Here is a 14,871-nt window from a genome sequence, read left to right as displayed (position 1 = left end):
GTGAATTGTGGCGTTGTTGTCCATATTATGGACAGAACCAAGTTCGCCCGCAACACGACCTCACCCCGGCAGGGCGCGCAGGCGATCCGGCGCGCGCTCGCCGTGCTGCGCATCCTTGCCGCAGGCCGCGAGGCCGGTGTGCCATTGGCCGAGGTCGTGCAGGCGACCGGCCTCACCCGCCCGACCGTGCATCGCATCGTCCACGTGCTGATCGAGGAAGGCATCGTCGAACGCAACGCGCGCAGCGGCCGCTACGCGATCGGCAACCAGGTGCCGGAGCTGGCGCTGGCGCGGCCGCGCCCCTCGCGGCTGCTGGTTGCTGCCAATCCGTCGCTGCGGCGAGCCTCCGCCGAGATCGGCGACACGCTGTTCCTGACCGTGCGCACCGGCAACGACACGCTGTGCGTCGATCGCAGGATCGGCGTCTATCCGATCCAGGTGCTGTCGATCGAGGTCGGTGCGCGGCGGCCGCTCGGCGTCTCCAGCGCGGGCGTCGCCATCCTCGCCGCGATGCCGGCGCAGGAGGCGCGAAAGATCGTCGCGGCCAACGAGAAGCGGTTCGAGGCTTACCGGACCGATACGGCGACGGTGCTCGGCGAGATCACCGCCGCGCGGCGGCTGGGATACGGCATGAGAGAGATCGGCCTCGTGCAGGGCACGAAATCGATCTCGACCTGGATCAAGACGCCAGACGGCCGCCCTGCCGCGGCCATGACCGTTTCCGCGGTGCGAACGAGGCTCGGCCCAAGGCGCGAGCAGGAGGTCGCGGAGATCCTGTTGCGGGAGGCGAAGATCATCGAGCAGGCGATCGGGGGTTGAGGCCTAGACGGCGCTGCCTCGTCTCTCCCCGCAAGCGGGGCGAGGGGGCGCACCGTCTCCGCGGCGCTGTCAATGGGCTGACGTGGCACACCGTTTTGTGGCACAACGCCCCCACCGACGACCGACCAACGAGGCCATGCATGCCCGCGCCGAAACCGCCTGCCTTCGAGACCCTGAGCCTGCATGCGGGCCAGCATCCGGATCCCGTGACCGGCGCCCGGGCGGTGCCGATCTACCAGACCACGTCCTATGTGTTCCAGGATCCCGATCACGCCGCTGCGCTGTTCAATCTGGAGCGCGCCGGCCACATCTATACGCGCATCTCCAATCCGACCACCGGCGTGCTGGAAGAACGGCTCGCCGCGCTCGAAGGCGGCGTCGGCGCGATCTGCACCGCGAGCGGCATGGCCGCGCTGCATCTGGCGATCGCGACGCTGCTCAATGCCGGCGATCACATCGTGGCGTCGAGCTCGCTCTATGGCGGCACCATCAACCTCTTGGCGCACACGCTGCCGCGCTTCGGCATCACGACCGCGTTCGTCAAGCCGCGCGATCCTCGAGGCGTTCCGCAGCGCCATCAGGCCGAACACGAAACTTGTCATCGGCGAGACCATCGGCAATCCCGGGCTGGAAGTGCTCGACATCCCCAAGATCGCGCAGATCGCGCATGACGCGAAGATTCCGCTGCTGATCGACAACACCTTTGCCACGCCCTATCTCAGCCGTCCGATCGAGCTTGGCGCCGACATCGTCATGCATTCGGCGACCAAATGGATCGGCGGCCACGGCATCGCGATCGGCGGAGCGATCATCGACGGCGGCCGCTTCGACTGGCGCTCGTCCGGCAAGTTCGGCGTGCTGACCGAGCCCTATGGCGGCTATCACGGCATCGTCTTCGACGAGCAATTCGGCACGGCGGCCTTCATCATGCGCGCCCGGACCGAAGGCTTGCGCGATTTCGGCGCCTGCCTGTCGCCGACCAACGCATTCCAGCTGCTGCAGGGCGTCGAGACTCTGGGCGTACGCATGGACCGCCACATGCAGAACACCCACCTGGTGCTGGAAGCCCTGAAGTCCAACAAGGCGGTCGACTGGGTGTTGCATCCCTCGCTGGAGACGCACACGGATTATCAGCTCGCCAAGCAGCTCCTGCCGCGCGGCGCCGGCTCGATCATCTCCTTCGGCATCAAGGGCGGACGCCCGGCGGGACGCAAATTCATCGAGAGCCTGCGCATGATCAGCCATCTTGCCAATGTCGGCGATGCCAAGACGCTGGTGATCCATCCCGCCTCGACCACGCATCAGCAGATGGACGCCGAGCAGCTCAAGGCGGCCGGCATCGGCGAGGAGCTGGTGCGGCTCTCGGTCGGCATCGAGACCGCGAGCGACATCATCGACGATCTGGCGCAGGCGCTGCGCATCTCGCAGAAGGTCTGACACCATGAAGCTCTCCGTCAACGGCTCTGATGTGTTCGTCGCAACCGGCGGCCGCGACTTCGACAAGTCCCTGCCTACGGTCGTGTTCATCCACGGCGCCGGCTTCGACCATTCGACCTGGGCGCTGCATACGCGCTGGTTCGCCCATCACGGCTTTGCCGTGCTGGCGCCCGATCTTCCCGGTCACGGCCGCTCTGCCGGGCCTTCGCTCGGCAGCATCGCCGAGATGGCGGACTGGACCGCGGCCCTGCTCGATGCGGCAGGCAGCCCGAAGGCGCATCTGATCGGCCATTCCATGGGATCGCTGATCTCGCTCGAGACCGCCGCCCGGCATCCCGACAAGGTCTCCGCGCTGAGCCTGATCGGCACGGCTGCGACCATGACGGTCGGCCCGGATCTGCTGAAGGCCGCCGAGGCCAACTCACAGGATGCCAACGACATGGTCTCGATCTGGGGCCTCGGCTTCAATGCCGAGCTCGGCGGCAGCCTTGCGCCGGGCTTGTGGATGCATGGCGGCGCGCAGGCGGTGCTGAAGGCGTGCGAGCCCGGCGTGCTGTTCAAGGATCTGTCGGCGTGCAATTCCTATGCGAATGCGCTTCAAGCCGCTGCGAGCGTCAAGGTGCCGACAACGCTGATCCTAGGCGAGCGGGACATGATGACGCCGGCGAAGGCGGGCAAGGCGCTCGCCGCGGCAATCCCGCATGCAAAGACCGTGGTTGTGCGGGGCGCGGGGCACATGATCATGGCGGAACGCCCGGACGAATTGCTGGCGGCCTTGCGGAGCTGAAAAGGGATCAATCCTCCACGTCATGCGTTGCGGTCGAATATCCCTGTGGCTCCCAAGGGAACTCGACCATGCCAAGACAAGAGATCATTCGCAAAGCGAAGCAGGACAAGCGCGCCGGAAAGTCGCCGAGCACGCAGGCCGGTGAATTCGTCAAGGACGAGATCGACAGGATCCGCAAAGGCAAGCACGGCGCCCGCTCGACGAAACAGGCGATCGCGATCGGCCTCTCCGAGGCACGCCGCGCCGGCGTCGACCTGCCGCCACCGCGCAAGGGACGCACCAAGAAGGCGACGCGCCGCAGCGCTCAATATGCCTATGAGGTCGGTCAGGGCAAGCGCACCGCGAAGCGCCGCCCGAAGGTGTCGCGCGCCGTCGAAGGCGTGTTGAAGAAGGAGCCGCGCTCGACGGCGTCGCGGAGCGCGCTGTCGAAGCAGGGCAAGCGTGCCGCGAGCCGGCGGTCCGCCGCATCCCGTTCCGCCGCCGCGCGCAAGGCCAGCCACACCAAGGGCGCCAAGGTCCGCTCCAGTGCGGCGAAGAAGGCGGCACGCACCAGGGCGCGCCGCCGGAGTTAGATGGAGCGCCGCGTCGGCGAAACTACTCGGCAGCCTCGCTGAGATCGAGCCGTGCTCGCGGTGCCTCTCCGGTCACCACCGAAACTCGCTCGCCCCAGCGTTCCCAGGGATAGTAATCCCAGATCGCATGGTGCTGGCTCGCCCAATTGTCCCACACCAACAGCGAATTCGGCTGCCAGTTGACGCGCGTCTGCAGCGCAAGCTGGCTTTCGACATGCCGGAACAAGAGCTGCAGAATGGCGTCGCTTTCCCGCCGCGTCAGTTGCACGATGTGAGAGGTGAAGGACGCATTCACATAAAGGAACTTTCGTCCCGTGCGCGGATGGATCGCCACCACCGGGTGCTCGGTCTGCGGATAGGTCTTGCCGCGATCAGGCTTCGCACCGTAGCCGGCGGTCCAGGCCAGCGCCCCGTCGTGGATCGCGGTCAGGCCGTCGAGCAATTGCCTGATCGGATCGGACAGGAATTCGTAGGCGAGATACATGTTGGCGAAGGCAGTATCGCCGCCGAGCGGCGGGGTCTTCGTCACCCGCAGCAGCGAATAGGCAATCGGACTGGGATCGCAGGACACATCGGGATGCCAGCCGTCGCCGGCAGTGAAGCGTGAGTCCCGGCCGGTCTTCCATGACAGGAATTCCGGATCGAACGGACCATCGCCCTTGAAGCGCGTGGCGGCGAGCTCATGCCGATGCAGCGACTTGCCGAAGCGGCGCGCGAGGCGCTTATGGTCCTGCGGCGACAGTTTCTGGTCGCGAAAGATCACGGCAAGATTCTCGTCGAGCGCCCGCCTGATCTCGGCGAATTGCGGCTCGCTCAACTCCCTGGAGAGATCGATACCGGAGATCTCCGCGCCGACGGTCGGCGAGAGCTGCCTCACCTTGATCGTCTCGAACGGTTCGCGCTGGTGGGTGTTCCATCGTTCGATCGCGAGCTTGTCGTTGAAGTCTTTGTAGAAACTCATACTGCTACTCCTTCAAAGGATGCTCCGCTCAGGAGCCCGAATTCCAATTCCAGACGATGTCGGAGACGCTGACCGGCTTCGGAATCAGGCCGAGCTTTGCGAAGCGATCGGCAACCGCCTGCTGGCTCCTGATCACCTCGCCGTCGATCGGCACCACGCTGAAGTTGGAGCGATCGACGAAGCGCCTGACAGCCTCGATGTCGACGCCGGTAGCTTCGGCCTGCGCCTTGGCGACCTCCTCGTGATGACCGTTGGCCCAACTGCCTTCGGAGGCGAAGGCGGCATTGAGCTTCGCGACCAGCGATGGGTACTTGTCCACGAAGTCGGCACCCGCGATGTAGAAGGCATTCGGCCTGTGCACGTCCTTGTCGAAAGCGATGACGCGCGCCTTTTTCCTTCAGCTCGGCGAGCGCGAGATAGGGATCCCAGATCGACCAGGCATCGACCGAGCCCTTGATGAAGGCAGCCGTCGCGTCCGCCGGCGCGAGCGGCGCCGGCGTGATGTCGGACCAGGACAGGCCGGTTTTTTCGAGCGCGGCAACCAGTAGATTATGCGCGCTCGATCCCTTGCCGAAGGCGACGCGCTTGCCCTTGAGATCGGCCAGCGTCTTGATGGCCGAGTCCTTCGGCACGATGATCGCCTGGGTGTTGCCTTCCGATTTCACCGCAGCGACGTAGCGTATCCTGGCGCCGCCGGCCTGCGCGAAGATCGGCGGGGAGTCGCCGACGAAACCGAAATCAACGCTGCCGACGTTGATGGCCTCCAGCAGCGGCGGACCGAACTGGAAGTCGACCCACTTGATCTCGATGCCGAGCGGCTTGAAGGCGTTCTCGAGCGTCTGGCGCTGGCGCACCGCCGGGAAGAAGCCGCCCTTCTGCGTGCCGATGCGGATCTCGGCCGGCTTGTCCTCGGCGCGCGCGGGCGAACCGGCCGCACTTGTCAGCAACAGAGCGCCGGCGATCATGTGACGTCGCGTGATCATTTGCAAAGTCCTTTCGGTCTACTGGTGCTCAGATTGAGACAAGGTGCCGGCGCTCGGCGAACACGGCGCGTGCGGCGCGTTCGGCGTCGCGGGCCGAACGGAATTGGCGGCCTTCGAGGCTGTCGAACAGTCGCTCGGATGAAAAGAAGCGGAAGCCACGATCGTCGCTGGCGATGATGCCGGCGGTGCGGTCGTGAACTTCGATGATATAGGCTTTGGGCATGGCTGCTCGTTCGCCGAACGGGTCGGCGCTCCTGTCAAGAGATTGCGATCGGGACTTTGGCTCGGCGATCAGCAGCAACAACAGGCGCCGGTCGCGGCCGAGACGCAGCGACGCATCATGCGCTTGCGCATGTCGCTTCTCACTCGCTGGTCATTCGATCTCATGCGGCAGCTTCCGGCTCGACGATGCAGTTTCGATGCTTCGAATATCGAGGGAAAGACTCGATCGGTCAATGAAATGGCTATCCATATTTGCCGCGGTCGCGTGCGCGCACTTCTCCGCGCAGAAGCCGTCGCAGCCGAAATCATCTCGCGATGATGTCAACACGCTAGGGCTCCACAGCGTGGTACCGTTACCCAGAGAGGCGAAAAGAAATGCGGGAGGACGACATGACGAATGCTCTAAAGGGGCGCACGGCGCTCGTCACCGGCGGCTCGCGCGGGATTGGCGCGGCTGTCTGTCATGCGTTGGCCGATGCAGGTGCGGCGGTGGCGATCAATTGCCGCGAGCGAATTGGCCAGGCTGAACAACTCGCGGGGGAGATCGGCAGGCAGGGCGGGCGCGCCATCGTGGTCGCCGCCGACGTCTCGCAGCGCGAAGCCGTGGCTGATATGGTCGATCGCGTCACGGCCGGGCTCGGGCCGATCGACATCCTGGTCAACAATGCCGGCATTGCGATCACGCGCGGCATCGACGATCTCACCGAGGACGATTTCGACCGCACCATCCTGGTCAACCTGAAATCGGCCTTCCTGTGCACGCAAGCGGTGCTGCCATCGATGCGCGCGCGGAAATGGGGCCGCATCGTCAACATCTCCTCCGGCGCCGCGCGCGGCGCCGGCTCGATCGGCCCGCACTACAATGCGTCAAAGGCCGGCATGGAGGGCCTGACGCGCGGCTATGCGGCGCGGCTGGTCAAGGAGGGCATCACCGTCAATGCGGTGGCGCCGTCGCTGATCGAGACCGACATGATGAGCGGCCAGCCCGCGCTCGTCAGCCGCATCCCGCTCGGCCGCTTCGGCACGGCGGATGAGGTAGCGAAGACCGTGATGCTGCTGGTCGACAACGCCTACATGACCGGACAGACCATCGCGCTGAGCGGCGGGATGGCGTTCAATTAGAGGGATGACTCTACCTCTCCCCGCTTGCGGCGAGAGGGAGACGAGAGAGCGCGGACGATCACCACATCGTCGCCGCGGCCCGTTCGGGCCAGGCGCGGTCATATTCCGCGCCGCCGACCTTGTTGTCGCTCATCTCGGCGAGGATCTGGCCCGGCGTCGGCAGCGTCTTCGGGTCGATGCGCTTGTCGGGATTCCAGAGGTCGGAGCGGACGATGGCGCGGGCGCATTGGAAGTAGATCTCGTCGACATGCATCACCATGACGCTGCGCGGCGCCTTGCCTTCGACCTTGAACGAGGCCAGGAGCTCGGGATCGATGGAGAGATGCGCGCGGCCATTGGCCCGGACCGCATTGCCGGAGCCGGGAATCAGGAACATCAGCGACACCCGGGGATCGCGCACGATATTGCGCAGCGAATCGACCCGGTTGTTGCCGCGACGGTCCGGCAGCATCAGCGTCTTGGGATCGTGGACACGGACGAAGCCGGCCAGATCGCCGCGCGGCGAGCAGTCGATGCCCTCGGGCCCAATGGTGGCGAGCGCGGCGAATGGTGCCTTCTCGATGAAGACGCGATAGAGCGGCGTGATATGGTCGGCGACTTTCACGGTCGAGGCGTCGTTGGTGACGCCGTAGATGGACTCCAACTGCTCGACCGTTTCGATCACCGACATTCCGCTCTCTCCGTGGTGGACCGGCTATTCCTGCCGGCCTTCGCTCCTGATGACGCGCACGAGCTCGCGGCTGTGATCCTCTGCGCTGCCGGCGTTGAGGATGGTGATGTCGGCCTGCGCCGTCGCGTCGTCGATGCTGCGGGTGAGACGTTCGGCGATATCGCCATCGCTCTGCCGTGCCCGCGCGGCGAGCCGTTGCGCCAGCACCTCCGGCGGTGCCGTGATCGCGACCACCACGACATTGGCATAGATTCGGCGCAGCCCGCCGATCACCGTGCGCGAGACGTTGGCGACGACCGTGCGTCCGGCACTGATATGGTCGTTGATGTCGCGCGGCAGCGCGTAGGAATGACCGTGTGCGTCCCAGTGCACGGCGAAGTCGCCGTACTCGCGGGCGCGGCGGAATTCATCCGACGTCAGCGCGTCGTTGTCCTCGTCGGCGGAGGATTCGCGCGTCACGGCCCGGCGCGGAAACACGACGCCGGGATCACTGGCGCAGGCCGCCTGCGCCAGCCGCAGCAGCGTATCCTTGCCGGCGCCGCTGGGGCCGACCACGAGCACGAGCCGGCCGGGGCCGATCGCGCCCGCCTTCCCCTCGGCCGTGGTCGCGGTCTCGCTCATGCGACGCGGTGTCCCTCGCGCCAGACGCTGCGGACCACCGGAACGTTTCCTGCAACATGCACGCGGATCAGATCAGCGCGCTTGCCGGTCGCGATCTCGCCGCGATCGGTGAGGCCGACCGCCTCGGCGGGCGCCTTCGTCACGGTGCGGATCGCAGCGGGAAGGCTGATGGCCGGGACATGGTCGGGCAATTGCAGCGCGCCCATCAGGAGGCTCGAGGGAATGTAGTCCGACGACAGGATATCGAGCAGGCCCTCGCGGGCGAGGTCGACCGCGGCGATGTTGCCGGAGGAGATCCGCCGCGCACGACGTTCGGCGCGCCCATCAGGATGTCGATGCCGGCCTGGTGCAGGGCACGCGCGGCTTCCAGCGTAGTCGGGAATTCCGCGACCGAGACCCGGTCGCGCACGGCATCCGCGACGTTCTCCTCGGTGGTGTCGTCGTGGCTGGCGAGCGGGATGTCGTACCGATGCGCCAGCGCCACGATCTCGCGTATATTGGTTGCGGCGTATAGCTTCGATACTCGAAGCGCTTGGCGAACAGCTCGTCGAGCTCGGCATCGGTCTTGCCGCCGCCCTTGCCGCGATAATAATCGCGCAGCTTGACCTCGTCGCGGAACTGGCGCTGGCCGGGGGTGTGATCCATCAGCGACATCAGCTTGACGTCGGGACGGTCGATCAGCTCCTGGCCTCCTCGACCACGCTCGGCATCGGGGTTTCGCAGCGCAGATGCAGGAAGTGATCGGCGCGCAGCAGGCTGGCCTCGCGGGCGGTGGTGATCGCGGCGGCCAGCACGCCGGCGCGGCCGTCGACCTCCTCGGCGCCGTCCTCGCGCCAGACCCGGAGCGAATCGAACACGGTGGTGATGCCCGATGTGGCGAGCTGGCCGTCATAGGAGACCACCGCCGCGACCGGATTCCAGAACACCTTCGGCCGCGGCACGTAATGGGCTTCGAGATGGTCGGTGTGAAGCTCGATCAGGCCGGGCATGACGAGATCGCCGCCGGCATCCTCAGCACCTGCGGGCGCCCGGCCCTCCCCGATCTCGGCGATGCGCCCGTCGGCGAGAGCGAGCCAGCCCTGCTCGATCACCCGCTCGGCCAGCACGATCCTGGCGTTGGCGATCACAATGTCCTTTGGCTTGGCGTTCATTTCCCTGTCCCTCAGGCCGCGGCGGCAAAGCTGGTGACGTCGACGATGCGGTCCGCGATCAGATGACGGATTTCGTCGTCATGGACAATAGCGACCATGGCGACGCCCTGATGCTTCTTTCTTCGGCGATCAGCTCGACCACCACAGCGCGGTTGGCGGCATCGAGCGAGGCGGTCGGCTCGTCGAGCAGCAGGATCGGCAGGTCCGAGATGAAGCCGCGCGCGATATTGACGCGCTGCTGCTCGCCGCCGGAGAAGGTCGCGGGCGGCAGCCGCCACAGCCGCTCGGGGATGTTGAGGCGATGCAGCAGTTCGCCGGCACGGGCCTGTGCATCGGCACGAGCCGCGCCGTTCACGATCAGCGGCTCGGCGACGACGTCGATTGTGGCAACGCGCGGCACCGCCCGCAGGAACTGGCTGACATAGCCGATGGTGGCGCGGCGGACGTTGAGCACCTGCCGCGGCTCGGCGCTGGCGAGATCGATCAACGCGCCGCGATGGCGGATGCCGATGCGGCCGCTGTCGCAGCGGTAATTGCCGAAGATCATCTTGAGGATCGACGACTTGCCGGCGCCCGACGGACCCGACAGCACCACGCATTCACCCGGATCGACCTGGAAGGTCACGCCGCGCACGACCGGCAGCTCGATGCCGCCCTGCAGGTGCATCGTGAAGGTCTTGTTGGCATCGGCGATATCGATCATGGCGGTCATTGCAAAACCCATATCGAGAGACTCATGGCGGCAGAATCGAGGAGACGAGGAGTTGCGTGTAGGGCTCGCGCGGATCGTCGAGCACCTGGTCGGTGAGACCGGTTTCGATGACCCTGCCACCCTTCATCACCATCACCCGGTGCGACAGCAGGCGCGCCACCGCGAGATCGTGGGTGACGATGATGACGGCAAGATGCAGTTCGGCGACGAGGCTGCGCAGGAGGTCGAGCAGGCGGGCTTGCACGGAGACGTCGAGGCCGCCGGTCGGCTCGTCCATGAACACCAGCCGCGGCTCGGTGACGAGGTTACGCGCGATCTGGAGCCGCTGGCGCATGCCGCCGGAATAGGTGCGCGGCGCATCGTCGATACGTGCGATGTCGATCTCGACCCGGGTGAGCCAGTCGGACGCGGTCTCGCGGATGCGGCCGTAATGGTTCCAGCCCACCGCCATCAGCCGCTCGCCGACATTGGCGCCGGCTGAGACCGCCATGCGCAGGCCCTGGGCGGGATCCTGGTGCACGAAGCCCCAATCGGTGCGGAACAGGAAGCGCCGCTCGGCTTCACCGAGCGTGGCAAGATCGCGGGTGATGCCGTCGCGCATCCGGTAGGAGACGTGGCCGCCGCTGGCCGCCAGCTGGCCCGACAGCAGCTGGAGCAGCGTCGACTTGCCGGAGCCGGATTCGCCGACGATCGCCAGCACCTCGCCGGGATAGAGCGCGAACGAGACGTCGCGGCACGCGGCGATGTGGCCGAAGGACTTGCTGAGCGATGTCGCGACCAGCAGCGGCTCGTCGTTCTCAAGCAGATCGTGATCAGCCATGTGAGCTCGCCTTCTCCTTGTACGGCGCGGCACTTTCGCTGCCGTGATGGCCGGCGGCCTGGCGGCCCTCGCAATAATCGGTGTCGGAGCAGACGAACATGCGGCTGCCCTTGTCGTCGGTGACGATCTCGTCGAGATAGGAATTCTCCGCCCCGCACAGCGCGCAGGGCGCGTTGAAGCGGTAGGGTTCGAACGGGTGATCCTCGAAATCGAGCGACACCACCTGCGTGTAGGGCGGGATCGCGTAGATGCGCTTCTCGCGGCCGGCCCCGAACAATTGCAGCGCGGGGCAATTGTCCATCTTGGGATTATCGAATTTCGGCGTCGGCGACGGATCCATCACGTAGCGCGCGTTCACCTTCACCGGATAGGCGTAGGCGGTAGCGATGTGGCCGAACCGGGCGATGTCCTCATAGAGCTTCACATGCATCAGGCCGTATTCGGCGAGCGCGTGCATGCGTCGCGTCTCGGTCTCGCGCGGCTCGAGAAAGCGCAGCGGCTCCGGGATCGGCACCTGATAGACCAGCACCTGGGTCTCGCTCAGCGCCGCCTCGGGAATGCGGTGACGGGTCTGGATCACGGTCGCCTCCTCCGTCGCCGTGGTGGTGGCGACGCCCGCGGTCTTGGCGAAGAATTTCCGGATCGAGATCGCGTTGGTAGTGTCGTCGGAGCCTTGGTCGATCACCTTGAGCACGTCGGAAGGCCCCAGGATCGCGGCGGTCACCTGCACGCCGCCGGTGCCCCAGCCATAGGGCATCGGCATCTCGCGGCTGGCGAACGGCACCTGATAGCCGGGGATCGCGATCGCCTTGAGGATGGCGCGGCGGATCATCCGCTTGGTCTGCTCGTCGAGATAGGCGAAATTATAGGCCGGCGCGTTCATTCCGCGGCCTCCTTCATGGCTTCGGGCGCTTGGGCATCCGCGAACTCCTGCCGCAGCTTGCGCAGCAGGCCGAGCTCGGACTGGAAGTCGACATAGTGCGGCAGCTTCAGGTGCTCGACGAAGCCGGTCGCCTGGACGTTGTCCGAATGCGACATCACGAATTCTTCGTCCTGCGCGGGGGCACGCACCTCCTCGCCCAGCTCGCGGGCACGCAGCGCCCGATCGACCAGCGCCATCGACATGGTCTTGCGCTCGCTCTGGCCGAAGGCGAGGCCATAGCCGCGGGTGAAGCACGGCGCCTCGGTCGCGGAGCCCTTGAACTGGTTGACCATCTGGCACTCGGTGAGCTCGATGGCGCCGAGCGGCACCGCGAAGCCGGCATCTTCCGCGAAGAACTCCACCTCGACCTCGCCGAAGCGGATCTCGCCGGCAAAAGGATGGTTGCGGCCATAGCCGCGCTGGGTGGAATAGCCCATCGCCAGCAAGAACCCTTCGTCGCCGCGCGCCAGATTCTGCAGCCGCAGATCGCGGTCTGCCGGAAAATTCAGTGGCTCGCGAGTGAGATCGCCGACGCCGGCGCCCTCCCCGCCTGCGGCGAGGATTCGATCAAGCCGTCGCGGCCGAGAATGTCCGTCACGCGCGGCGTCGGGGCGGTGGAGGCATCGGCGGTGGCCGGCGTCTCCGGCGCAGATCCCTGCGCGAGCGAGGGATCGAGCAGGCGGTGCGTGTAGTCGAAGGTGGGGCCGAGGATCTGGCCGCCGGGAATATCCTTGAAGGTCGAGGACACCCGCCGCTGCACCCGCATCGCACCAGTGTCGACCGGCTCGCTGGCGCCGAAACGCGGCAGCGTGGCGCGGAAGGCGCGAACCAAAAAGATCGCCTCGATCAGATCGCCGCGCGCCTGCTTGATTGCCAGCGCCGCAAGCTCGCGATCGTAGAGCGAGCCTTCGCTCATGACGCGGTCGACGGCGAGGCCGAGCTGCTCCGAGATCTGGTCGAGCGTGACCTCCGGAACGCTCTGGTCGCCGCGCCGCTTGTGGGCGAGCAGGCGATGGGCGTTGTCGATGGCGCGTTCGCCGCCTTTGACTGCGACATACATGCTTCAGCTTCCTTGCTCACGACGCGCGTGGTGCGGGGGATCGCGACCACGGCGTCATCGGCGACCAGCACGACATCGATGCCGCGCGGAAACAACGCCTCGTTGACCTGCAGGCGCTCGAACAGATCGAACGGCTTGATCGACGCCTGGAGCCTCACGGCGCCGTCGATGCCGGGACCGCGCAGCTCGAAGCTGCGGCCTGCGTTGAGGCTCTCCACCTGGAGGATGATCGTGGTGGAGCGATCCGGATATTCGCTGGTCCCGAGCGCGAAGCGTTCGAGCGGCGGAAGCGCGGCGCCGTCACCGATCAGCGCGAAGCTCGCTACCGAGCTATCCTGCACCAAAGGCGCGCCGGTGTGGAATTTCAGCCATTTCGCCGCGTCCGGGCTCGCCGCCATCCGCGCGTCGAGCCAGAGCGGAGTGTCGTGGTCGAACAGCGTCAGCGCGATCGCGGCGGTGCCGCGCATCATCGTATCAGGCGCCCCCGCCATCGGCACGATGCGATGGACCGAGCCAGGCCGCGCCATCGCGTCCATCACCGAGCGAAAGGTCGATTGCGCCGACAGCACCTTGTCGGCGAAACCCGGCGGCAATTCGGCAATCGTGGTCATGATCTCACCCCTCACCGCGCACCATGGTGTAGAAATCAACCTTCGTGGCGGCGGTCTCCGCCGCCGCCTGATTGCGGCGAATCATAAGCTGCTCACGCAACGGCGCGATTACATCCCGCTCCACCGCGCCGCCGAAGTCGCGGGACTGCACCAGCGCATCGCACAGCGCGATCAGCCGCGCCTTCTCGCCGTCACGCCCGAGCGTGTAGCCGAACCCGACCTCGCCGCTCGCGAGCTTCACCGCTGCTCGCGACACGGTGGCTTCGCCGAGATTGAAGGGTGCGCCGTCGCCGCCGATCCGGCCGCGCAGCATGACGAGGCCATTTTCCGGCGCGCGCAGATCCTGATGGTCAGGGATGCGTAAGTCGCGGAGGCGGGCGGCGATCTCGCCCGCCTCCGCGTGCGCCAGCACGGCCATCGCGGCCTTGCGCTGGGCTTGCTGGTTGTTGTGCTGGGTCACCCGATTCACCGAACCTTTGACGGAGCTTGCCGCATCGAAGTTGTCTATGATAATAGACAACTTCATACGGGAGCGCCATGACTGTTTCGTGACAAGTGCGTGATTTCTGGGCTAGGCTGACCGGCGATATGAGCATGCAAGACACTGCATCGTCCGGCGTCGCGCTGTGGCGCCTCGTTGCCGACGGCATCGAGCGCGGCATCGCCGATGGCCGCTTCGCGGCCGGCGACAAATTGCCGGGCGAGATGGAGATCGCCGAAACCTATCGCGTCAACCGCCACACCGTGCGGCGCGCGCTGGCCGCCCTCGCCGAGCGTGGCCTGGTGCGCGCCGAGCGCGGCAGCGGCACCTATGTCGAAGCGCAGAAGCTGGCTTATCCCCTGCGCTCGCGCACGCGGTTCTCCGAGATCGTCGGTGCCGGCGGCCGCGAGCCGCATGGACGGCTGATCGAGGCGACCGACGATATCGCGACGCGCGAGCTCGCACGGGAGCTGGGACTGAAGGCCGGCGCGCCCCTGGTGCGGATCGAGGCGATCCGCCTCGCCGACCGCACCCCGATCTGCGTCTCCACCACCTGGCTGTCGGCCGAGCTGTTCCCGAATGCGGGCGCCGTGTTCGCGGCGACGCGCTCGATGACGAAACTGCTCGCCCATTACGGCGTGCGCGACTATCGGCGCGGCGCGACCCGGATCACCGCAGGCATCGTGGACGCCACCGACGCGGCGCGGCTGGATCTCGCGCTGGGACGCCCGATCCTCGTGGTCGACGCCACCGACCACGATCTCCACGGCAAGCCGCTGATGACCAAGCATTCGCGCTTCGCGGCGGAGCGGGTGGAGTTTGTGGTGGAGCCGTAGCTCCTCTGCCAGTTGAAGTGAGAGATGCCGTAGGGCGGGCAAAGCGAAGCGTGCCCACGACCTTGATCATGTCGGAGAAAATTC

General features: G+C 66.4%; 12 protein-coding genes and 6 pseudogenes. 6 read left to right on the top strand and 12 right to left on the bottom strand.

The annotated features are described in order from the left end of the window. Positions 1 to 27: 27 nt before the first annotated feature. From ACETMP_RS26795 to ACETMP_RS26780, 4 genes and pseudogenes are all read left to right on the top strand, one after another. Positions 28 to 819 carry an IclR family transcriptional regulator gene (locus tag ACETMP_RS26795; RefSeq protein WP_375158505.1) on the top strand — a complete coding sequence of 264 codons (792 nt, stop codon included), beginning with the start codon at positions 28 to 30 and terminating at the stop codon, positions 817 to 819. Between the two features lie 140 nt (positions 820 to 959). Then, positions 960 to 2,256 (top strand): annotated as a pseudogene (locus ACETMP_RS26790) (O-acetylhomoserine aminocarboxypropyltransferase). A gap of 4 nt (positions 2,257 to 2,260) precedes the next feature. After that, positions 2,261 to 3,043 (top strand): alpha/beta fold hydrolase, encoded by a 783-nt coding sequence (locus ACETMP_RS26785; protein WP_375158504.1) that lies wholly within the window; start codon positions 2,261 to 2,263, stop codon positions 3,041 to 3,043. Positions 3,044 to 3,111: 68 nt separating this feature from the next. Continuing rightward, positions 3,112 to 3,615, top strand: coding sequence for a DUF6496 domain-containing protein (locus tag ACETMP_RS26780; protein ID WP_375158503.1), 504 nt, complete (start codon positions 3,112 to 3,114; stop codon positions 3,613 to 3,615). 22 nt (positions 3,616 to 3,637) lie between these two features. On the opposite strand, the gene ACETMP_RS26775 is transcribed toward ACETMP_RS26780, so the two are convergent. The 3 genes and pseudogenes from ACETMP_RS26775 to ACETMP_RS26765 all read right to left on the bottom strand — a co-directional run bounded on the left by ACETMP_RS26775 (position 3,638) and on the right by ACETMP_RS26765 (position 5,782). Then, on the bottom strand, positions 3,638 to 4,576 hold the full coding sequence (locus tag ACETMP_RS26775; protein ID WP_375158502.1) for a TauD/TfdA dioxygenase family protein: 939 nt from the start codon (positions 4,574 to 4,576) through the stop codon (positions 3,638 to 3,640). A 28-nt stretch (positions 4,577 to 4,604) separates the two neighbouring features. After that, positions 4,605 to 5,559: pseudogene (locus ACETMP_RS26770) on the bottom strand (aliphatic sulfonate ABC transporter substrate-binding protein). Between the two features lie 28 nt (positions 5,560 to 5,587). Beyond that, a complete protein-coding gene (locus ACETMP_RS26765; RefSeq protein ID WP_375161998.1) occupies positions 5,588 to 5,782 on the bottom strand; it encodes a hypothetical protein in 195 nt (64 codons plus the stop codon). A gap of 389 nt (positions 5,783 to 6,171) precedes the next feature. Between ACETMP_RS26765 and ACETMP_RS26760 the strand changes: the two genes are divergently transcribed. Beyond that, positions 6,172 to 6,903, top strand: a complete 732-nt coding sequence (locus ACETMP_RS26760; RefSeq protein WP_375158501.1) for an SDR family NAD(P)-dependent oxidoreductase — start codon at positions 6,172 to 6,174, stop codon at positions 6,901 to 6,903. 58 nt (positions 6,904 to 6,961) lie between these two features. Here the strand turns inward: ACETMP_RS26760 and ACETMP_RS26755 are convergent, their stop codons facing one another. The 9 genes and pseudogenes from ACETMP_RS26755 to phnG all read right to left on the bottom strand — a co-directional run bounded on the left by ACETMP_RS26755 (position 6,962) and on the right by phnG (position 13,939). Further along, positions 6,962 to 7,573 (bottom strand): pyridoxamine 5'-phosphate oxidase family protein, encoded by a 612-nt coding sequence (locus ACETMP_RS26755; protein WP_375158500.1) that lies wholly within the window; start codon positions 7,571 to 7,573, stop codon positions 6,962 to 6,964. A 24-nt stretch (positions 7,574 to 7,597) separates the two neighbouring features. Beyond that, entirely contained in the window at positions 7,598 to 8,194 is a 597-nt protein-coding gene (phnN, locus tag ACETMP_RS26750) for a phosphonate metabolism protein/1,5-bisphosphokinase (PRPP-forming) PhnN (protein ID WP_375158499.1), read from the bottom strand. Then, positions 8,191 to 9,345: pseudogene (locus ACETMP_RS26745) on the bottom strand (alpha-D-ribose 1-methylphosphonate 5-triphosphate diphosphatase). The gene phnN and the pseudogene ACETMP_RS26745 overlap by 4 nt, the downstream one beginning before the upstream one ends. A gap of 11 nt (positions 9,346 to 9,356) precedes the next feature. After that, positions 9,357 to 10,057 (bottom strand): annotated as a pseudogene (phnL, locus tag ACETMP_RS26740) (phosphonate C-P lyase system protein PhnL). A gap of 22 nt (positions 10,058 to 10,079) precedes the next feature. Then, positions 10,080 to 10,877 (bottom strand): phosphonate C-P lyase system protein PhnK, encoded by a 798-nt coding sequence (gene phnK, locus ACETMP_RS26735; RefSeq protein ID WP_375158498.1) that lies wholly within the window; start codon positions 10,875 to 10,877, stop codon positions 10,080 to 10,082. Beyond that, the gene (locus tag ACETMP_RS26730; RefSeq protein ID WP_375158497.1) at positions 10,870 to 11,760 is read right to left on the bottom strand and encodes an alpha-D-ribose 1-methylphosphonate 5-phosphate C-P-lyase PhnJ; all 891 of its coding nucleotides are present in this window, start codon (positions 11,758 to 11,760) and stop codon (positions 10,870 to 10,872) included. Before ACETMP_RS26730 ends, phnK begins: the two co-directional genes overlap by 8 nt. Next, positions 11,757 to 12,859 (bottom strand): annotated as a pseudogene (locus ACETMP_RS26725) (carbon-phosphorus lyase complex subunit PhnI). The gene ACETMP_RS26730 and the pseudogene ACETMP_RS26725 overlap by 4 nt, the downstream one beginning before the upstream one ends. An 11-nt stretch (positions 12,860 to 12,870) precedes the next feature. Further along, positions 12,871 to 13,470: pseudogene (gene phnH, locus ACETMP_RS26720) on the bottom strand (phosphonate C-P lyase system protein PhnH); the annotation flags it as partial. Between the two features lie 4 nt (positions 13,471 to 13,474). Then, positions 13,475 to 13,939 (bottom strand): phosphonate C-P lyase system protein PhnG, encoded by a 465-nt coding sequence (gene phnG / locus ACETMP_RS26715; protein WP_375161997.1) that lies wholly within the window; start codon positions 13,937 to 13,939, stop codon positions 13,475 to 13,477. Positions 13,940 to 14,058: 119 nt separating this feature from the next. Between phnG and phnF the strand changes: the two genes are divergently transcribed. Then, positions 14,059 to 14,787: a phosphonate metabolism transcriptional regulator PhnF gene (gene phnF, locus ACETMP_RS26710; protein ID WP_375158496.1), complete on the top strand. Its 729-nt coding sequence runs from the start codon at positions 14,059 to 14,061 to the stop codon at positions 14,785 to 14,787. Positions 14,788 to 14,871 lie beyond the last annotated feature (84 nt).

Source organism: Bradyrhizobium dasycarpum (genome assembly GCF_042019905.1).
Taxonomy (GTDB): Bacteria; Pseudomonadota; Alphaproteobacteria; order Rhizobiales; family Xanthobacteraceae; genus Bradyrhizobium; species Bradyrhizobium japonicum_B.
Note: the sequence above shows the minus strand (reverse complement) of the source record. Positions and strands in the feature narration are given on the sequence as shown.